The sequence below is a fragment of the Mycolicibacter engbaekii genome (genome assembly GCF_002101585.1).
GTDB classification, from domain to species: domain Bacteria; phylum Actinomycetota; class Actinomycetes; order Mycobacteriales; family Mycobacteriaceae; genus Mycobacterium; species Mycobacterium engbaekii.
On record NZ_LQOT01000021.1, the window covers coordinates 108,235 to 114,788 of the forward strand.

Consider the following 6,554-nt stretch of genomic DNA (forward strand, 5'->3'; position numbering starts at 1 on the left):
GTGACGTCAGCGGTGCATGATCACGCCACGGATGTTCTTGCCGTCGCGCAGGTCCTGGTAACCCTCGTTGACCTGCTCCAGGGTGTACCGGCGGGTGATGAGCTCGTCGAGCTTGAGCTGGCCGGCGTCGTAGAGGCGCAGCAGCCGCACGATGTCGTACTGCGGGTTCGCCCCTCCGAACAGCGTGCCTTTGATCGTCTTTCCGAACAGCGCCAGCATCGTGCCCGACACCTGCACATCGAGGTCCTCCAAGCGGGCCATCGCCGCGATGACCACGGTGCCGCCCTTACCGACGGTGTTGATTGCGGCGGTCGTCACCGCCTCACCCAAGTCACCGACGGTGATCAGCGCCTGGTCGGCCATCTGCCCCCAGGTCAGTTCGGCGATCTTGTCCATCGCCTCATCAGCGGTGGCGAACGCATGCGTGGCACCCAGCTTCAAGGCGGTCTCGCGTTTGAACTCCACCGGGTCGACCGCCACCACATACTTTGCACCGGCGTGCGCGGCGCCCTGTACGGCGTTGATGCCGACCCCGCCGATGCCATAGACCACCACGGTGTCACCGGCGCGCACCCCACCGTCATAGTTGGCCGTCGCCCAGCCGGTGGGCACTCCGCAGCCGGCCAGTACCGCGGTTTCCAGGGGCAGCCAGTCGTCGACCTTGACCACCGAGTGCTGCGAGACCGTGGCCCGCTCCGCGAAGGTGCCCAACATGCAGAACCCGCCGTAATCGGTTCCACCCGAGTGGAAGCGGAAGGTGCCGTCGGGCATACAGCCCTCCAGGATGGTGGCTCCCATGTCGCACAGGTTCTGCCGCCCGGTCGAGCAGTACCGGCAGGCCCCGCAGCTGGGGATGAAACAGCACACCACGTGATCGCCGGGTTTGACCTTGGTGACCCCTGGACCGACGTCCTCGATGATCCCCGAGCCCTCGTGCCCGCCGACGATCGGGAACCGGGACGGCCAGTCGCCGTCGGCCAGGTGCAGGTCCGAATGGCACAGTCCGGCGGCGACGAACTTGATCAGCACCTCGCCCGGGCCGGGCCCGTCGAGGTCGAGCTCCACGATCTCGAATGGCTTGTTGGGCGCATGGGCCACGGCGGCAATTGTTTTCATGGGCACATCCAACCGGCTCGGCGCACTCCAGCGGCCCGGTTCAGCGGAAAAGCCGCCTCTCCTGCGTCGAGGCTCGCTAACCGCCGGGTTGCGTCACGAAGTCGATCAGTTCCTCGACCCGGCCGATCAGCTCGGGCTCCAGATCGGTCCAGTCCCGCACCCGGCCGCGGATGCGTTGCCAGGCGGCCGCGATGTCGGCCTGCCCGTTGTGCGGCCAGCCCAGGGCGTCGCAGATACCGTGCTTGAACTCCACATTGCGCGGGATCTTCGGCCACGCCCGCAGCCCCAGTCGCGCCGGCTTCACCGCCTGCCAGATGTCGACGTAGGGATGCCCCACGATCAGGGTGTGGGCGCCGCCCGGCCCCCGGCGCACCGTCTCGGCGATCCGGGTCTCTTTGGATCCCGCGACCAGGTGATCGACGAGCACGCCGAGCCGGCGGCCGGGTCCGGGCCGGAATTCGGCGACGATTGCCGCCAGATCGTCGATGCCACCGAGGTACTCGACCACCACTCCCTCGACGCGCAGGTCCTCACCCCAGACCTGTTCGACCAGTTCGGCGTCGTGGCGGCCCTCCACATAGATCCGGCTGGCCAGCGCGACCTTGGCCCGCGCTCCGGGCACCGCCACCGAGCCCGACGCCGTGCGGGCCGGCGGGCGGGCAGCGGCCGGCCGGGGCTCGGTCAGGATCACCGGCTTGCCGTCGATGAGATAACCGGGGCCGACGGGAAAACCGCGGGTACGCCCGTGCCGGTCCTCTAAGTCCATCCGTCCGTAGGCGACTCGCACGACGGCGCCGACGAAGCCGCTCTGGGCGTCTTCGACCACCATGCCGCGTTGCACGGGGACCTCGACCGAGCGGATCTTGCGGGCGGTGTGCGGGTTGTCGGCGAGGATGTCGGATCCATAGCGGTCTGCCACCCGAGGCAGCCTAGGGGCGCACGGGCGCGCTGCGAGTGAACCGGACGCGCGATTCCAGCGATTTTTTCCGGGCGGCGGCGCGGCCAGCGTTCAGACGCCTCAGTTGTCACTCTTGACACAACAGCCACTTGAGTAACACCAGTCACTCAATAACTTCTTAATTTCTAAGAGATCTCTCGCAACATACGTAACAGTAACAACTCAGTTAACTAGAACATCTATTTTCACTTTTGCCCCAATAAGAACAATAAACTCATTTGCATCATTAGGTGACCGAAATGTGTTTTTTTATCATTCATCGCGTTATGCTCTGAAACCTCATTGATATACACCTATCACGGAGGTTGTGATATGTACCGGAACACGACACGGCGTGTCGTGCGGTTCGGACGCCAACGGCTGAGATGGGCCACGTCCGGGCTGATCACCGGGGGGATCATGGGCACCATGCTGTCCTCGGCGGGGGTAGCCCACGCCGACAATATGGCGATCGGCTGGGACGCGGTCGCACAATGCGAATCGGGCGGTAATTGGGCCGCCGACACCGGGAACGGCTTTTACGGCGGACTGCAGTTCAAACCGTCGACGTGGCGCGCATTCGGCGGGGTGGGGTCACCGGCGAAGGCGACTCGCGAGCAACAGATCGCCGTAGCCAACCGGGTCCTCGACGAGCAGGGCCCCTACGCCTGGCCGAAATGCGGACCGGGCCGGGTATTTCCGTCATCGGTCAAAGGCTGGGTGCCGCCGGCCATGCGCCAGCTGCTCAAGCCGTTCTGGTGAGCGCGCCTACCGCGCCTTAGCCGCCAGCACCGCCTGGGTCTGGGTGACCCGGGCCACCAGCCCGCCGTCGTCGTCGCCGAGATCGGTCTGCACCACGATGGTGCTCCGCCCGACATGCAGTGGAACGCTGGTTGCCGTCACCGTGCCGTCCCGCACCGCGCGGAAGAAATTCGTCTTCGACTCGATGGTCGAGGTGGCGGCGCCCCGCGGCAGGTTCATGACCGCGCAGACCGCGCCGGCCGTGTCGGCGAACGCCATCAGCGCTCCCCCGTGCAGCATGCCACCGGTGGTGCAGCGCTCCGGGGCCCACGCCATGGTCGCACGCACCAGTTGCGGTGCCAGTTCGGCGAATTGGATCTGCAGGACCGCCGCGAACGGCATGTTGGCGACAACCAGTCGGGCGTACTCAGCCGAATCCATGCCTGCCAGCTTCGACCACCGAGGTATCGGTGTCCAGCGGGTGCCTCAGCGCTGCTGAGGCACCGCGTCGATCCCGGCCTCCTTGCGCTGCGCCGCGGTGATGGGCGCCGGAGCGTCGGTCAGCGGATCGATTCCCCCGCCGGACTTGGGGAAGGCGATGACCTCCCGGATCGAGTCCACACCGGCCAGCAACGCCACCACCCGGTCCCAGCCGAACGCCAGCCCGCCGTGTGGCGGAGCGCCGAAGCTGAAGGCGTCCAGCAGGAATCCGAACTTCTCGTTGGCCGCCGCCTCGTCGATTCCCATCACCTTGAAGACCTGCTGCTGGACATCACGCCGATGGATACGGATAGAACCGCCACCGATCTCGTTGCCGTTGCAGACCACGTCGTAGGCGTCCGCGAGCACCGAGCCGGGGTCGGTCTCGATGCGATCGGCGTGTTCCGGCTTGGGCGAGGTGAAGGCGTGGTGCACCGCGGTCCAGGCTCCGGAGCCGACCGCCACGTCACCGGCGGCGGTGGCGTCGTCGGCCGGTTCGAACAGTGGCGGGTCCACCACCCACGTGAACGCCCAGGCGTTCGGGTCGATCAGGTCCAGACGCCGGGCGATCTCGCCCCTAGCCGCCCCCAGCAATGCCCGGGACGGCTTGGCCGGCCCGGCTGAGAAGAAGATGCAGTCCCCCGGCGCGGCACCGACGTGCCCGGCCAGCCCTGCCCGTTCGGCATCGGTGAGGTTCTTGGCCACCGGACCGGACAGTTCCCCGTCCTCGCCGACCAGCACATATGCCAGCCCCTTGTGGCCGCGCTGCTTGGCCCACTCCTGCCAGCCGTCCAGCGTGCGGCGCGGCTGCGATGCCCCGCCCGGCATGACCACCGCACCCACGTAGGGAGCCTGAAACACCCGAAAAGTGGTGTCGGAGAAGAACTCTGTGCACTCCACCAGTTCCAGTCCGAAACGCAGATCGGGCTTGTCGGACCCGAAGCGGCGCATCGCTTCGGCGTAGGTGATGCGGGGCAACGGCAGCGGCAGGTCGTAGCCGATCAGGGCCCACAGCGCCTTGAGCACCTGCTCGGCGACGGCGATCACATCCTCGGCGTCGACGAAGCTCATCTCGAGGTCCAGCTGGGTGAACTCCGGCTGGCGGTCGGCCCGAAAATCCTCGTCGCGGTAGCACCGGGCGATCTGGTAGTAGCGCTCCATGCCGGCCACCATCAGCAGCTGCTTGAACAGCTGCGGACTCTGCGGCAACGCATAGAAGGAACCGGGCTGCAGCCGCGCCGGGACCAGGAAATCGCGGGCGCCCTCGGGCGTGGAACGCGTCAGCGTGGGAGTTTCGATCTCGACGAAGTCGTGCTCAGCCAGAACCGCCCGGGCCGCCGCGTTGGCCCGGGAACGAAGCCGCAGCGCGGCGCCGGGACCGTCTTCACGACGCAGGTCCAGGTACCGGTGCTTGAGCCGGGCCTCCTCACCGGCCGACTCGTCGAGCTGAAACGGCAGTGGCGCGGCCTCGTTGAGCACAGTCAGCGCAGTGGCGTTCAGTTCGATGGCCCCGGTGGGCAGGTCCGGATTCTCATTGCCCTCGGGCCGGACCTCGACAACACCGGTCACCGCCACACAGAACTCGGCCCGCAGCCGGTGTGCCTGCTCGAGCACAGCGGGGTCCCGGAACACCACCTGTGCGACTCCCGAAGCGTCACGCAGGTCGATGAAGATGACCCCGCCGTGGTCGCGCCGGCGCGCCACCCAACCGGCAAGCGTGACGCTGCGCCCGGCGTCGGTGGCCCGCAGTGAGCCGGCGTCGTGGCTGCGCAGCACGAATACCCCCTTGGCGATGGATGGTTCGGTAACGGTTTGACCGCCGCCAAGTCTAGAGCCCTGTTGTCGCCCTGCCCCGCGCCGGTCGGTGCTTTAAGCTGGCTCACTGTGACTAACGGGACCGATGACCTCGACTTCGACTACGACGACGACGAGGACGAGGTCTATGACGACGAAGGCGCTGAGCCCAAACAGAACAAGAGCCTCAAGTGGGGGCTGGCCGCCGTTGTCGTGCTGGCCGTGGTCGCACTGGTCCTGGTCGGAGTCGTGCTGCTGGGCGGCGACCCCGGCAAGAGCACGCTCGACGGCTCAACCTCCAGCCGTAACGCGGCCGCTGCGGGCATCGCCAGCGCGGACGACACCGGGCCGGTCTCGATCATCATCAACGACCCCAGCTGCACCGCGTGGGTCTCGATCAGTGGCAATCTGTCCAGCACGTTGTCGATGTTGGGACACGGCCACTGGAATGAGCGCGACCAGTCCATCCCGGCATCGGCATGGAACGACGAGCAGAAGCGGGAGTACATGGCCGCCGGGCAGGTGGTGCGCAACGCTGCCGCCCAGGCCGTCGGTCTGGTGAAGCTGACCCCGCACCGGGTGATGCGGGAACTCTACGAGCAGTTCATCGCCTACGCGCGGACCTTCGTCGAGCACATTCCCAGCTACACCGAGCGCGATGCCGCCCTGGCCGGGACCGCGCACAGCGCGGCGTCGGCGCTGGCCGCGATCTGCGCGGCCGCCAACAACGGCTCGGCGGCTGCCCGCGGCCCGCTGGTCGAGGCGCAGGCCTCCCCCACCAAGGTCGCTTCGCCGGGCAATCCCGCCAACCCGCAGCGTTACCTGACCGGCTCGAACTCGGTGTGCGCGGATTGGAAGGCCACGCTGGACAAATTCGGTGCCGACGCCGCCGAGTGGCACGGCATGGATCCCACCATCCCGGCGACGTACTGGAACCCGCAGCAGAAGGCGATCAACCTGGCAGTCGGGCCCGTCATGATCAGCCTTGCCAACAAGATGCAGCAGCTGGGCCGGCGCAGCAACAACCCCACCCTGCAAGACTTCGCGGAGTTGTCCGCGCAGTACCGGCGGGCGTTCGTGCTGGCACTGCCGACCTACGACCCCTCCGACAACTCCTTGGCCAACGCCGCGACCTTCCTGTCCACCACGGTGCTGGGGGCGTGCTCGTCGGCGGCTATCAGCTAACTGCCGCCAGCCGGCTGCAGCGCCCCGGTGACGAGGCGCGTCCCGGGGAGGCGGCGTCCGCATTCCCCGGGACGGTTTCAGCGGCTCGAACCCAAGGGAGCGCCGAGCGCCCGAAACCTGGTGGCTCTCGCACGGTCAGGCCCCCGAAACGCACGAAACCGGCGCAGCCTCTGTGGGCTGCGCCGGCTTCGTGAGGGCTTGCTGGGGCTCAGGCCCAGCTGGAACCAACCGACGCGTCGGTGTTGGCCATGTTGTTGCCGGCGGTCTGCACCTTCTGACCGTGGGAGTTGGCCTGCTCGTA

General features: G+C 67.3%; 6 protein-coding genes and 1 pseudogene. 2 read left to right on the plus strand and 5 right to left on the minus strand.

Going from position 1 to position 6,554, the window contains the following annotated elements; all coding sequences use genetic code 11:
- Positions 1–6: 6 nt before the first annotated feature.
- Together AWC02_RS05955 and AWC02_RS05960 are read right to left on the minus strand one after the other, a co-directional pair.
- Entirely contained in the window at positions 7–1,116 is a 1,110-nt protein-coding gene (locus AWC02_RS05955; RefSeq protein WP_085127847.1) for an NDMA-dependent alcohol dehydrogenase, read from the minus strand.
- 76 nt (positions 1,117–1,192) lie between these two features.
- A complete protein-coding gene (locus AWC02_RS05960; protein WP_085127848.1) occupies positions 1,193–2,035 on the minus strand; it encodes a DUF3097 domain-containing protein in 843 nt (280 codons plus the stop codon).
- Positions 2,036–2,473: 438 nt separating this feature from the next.
- Between AWC02_RS05960 and AWC02_RS22470 the strand changes: the two genes are divergently transcribed.
- Positions 2,474–2,815 carry a transglycosylase family protein gene (locus AWC02_RS22470; RefSeq protein ID WP_046318788.1) on the plus strand — a complete coding sequence of 114 codons (342 nt, stop codon included), beginning with the start codon at positions 2,474–2,476 and terminating at the stop codon, positions 2,813–2,815.
- 6 nt (positions 2,816–2,821) lie between these two features.
- Here AWC02_RS22470 and AWC02_RS05970 read toward each other — a convergent pair whose 3' ends face one another.
- Positions 2,822–3,235: a PaaI family thioesterase gene (locus tag AWC02_RS05970; RefSeq protein WP_085127850.1), complete on the minus strand. Its 414-nt coding sequence runs from the start codon at positions 3,233–3,235 to the stop codon at positions 2,822–2,824.
- Between the two features lie 45 nt (positions 3,236–3,280).
- A complete protein-coding gene (gene aspS, locus AWC02_RS05975; RefSeq protein ID WP_085127851.1) occupies positions 3,281–5,050 on the minus strand; it encodes an aspartate--tRNA ligase in 1,770 nt (589 codons plus the stop codon).
- A gap of 108 nt (positions 5,051–5,158) precedes the next feature.
- On the opposite strand from aspS, the gene AWC02_RS05980 reads away from it, so the two are divergent.
- Entirely contained in the window at positions 5,159–6,253 is a 1,095-nt protein-coding gene (locus AWC02_RS05980) for a hypothetical protein (protein ID WP_085127852.1), read from the plus strand.
- A gap of 208 nt (positions 6,254–6,461) precedes the next feature.
- Here AWC02_RS05980 and AWC02_RS05985 read toward each other — a convergent pair.
- Positions 6,462–6,554: pseudogene (locus AWC02_RS05985) on the minus strand (type VII secretion protein EsxI); the annotation flags it as partial.

Excerpts from the sequence above, each read along its gene's own strand:
- AWC02_RS05955 (WP_085127847.1), bottom strand. The coding sequence starts at position 1,116 with ATGAAAACAATTGCCGCCGTGGCCCATGCGCCCAACAAGCCATTCGAG.
- AWC02_RS22470 (WP_046318788.1), top strand. The coding sequence starts at position 2,474 with ATGGGCACCATGCTGTCCTCGGCGGGGGTAGCCCACGCCGACAATATG.
- AWC02_RS05970 (WP_085127850.1), bottom strand. The coding sequence starts at position 3,235 with ATGGATTCGGCTGAGTACGCCCGACTGGTTGTCGCCAACATGCCGTTC.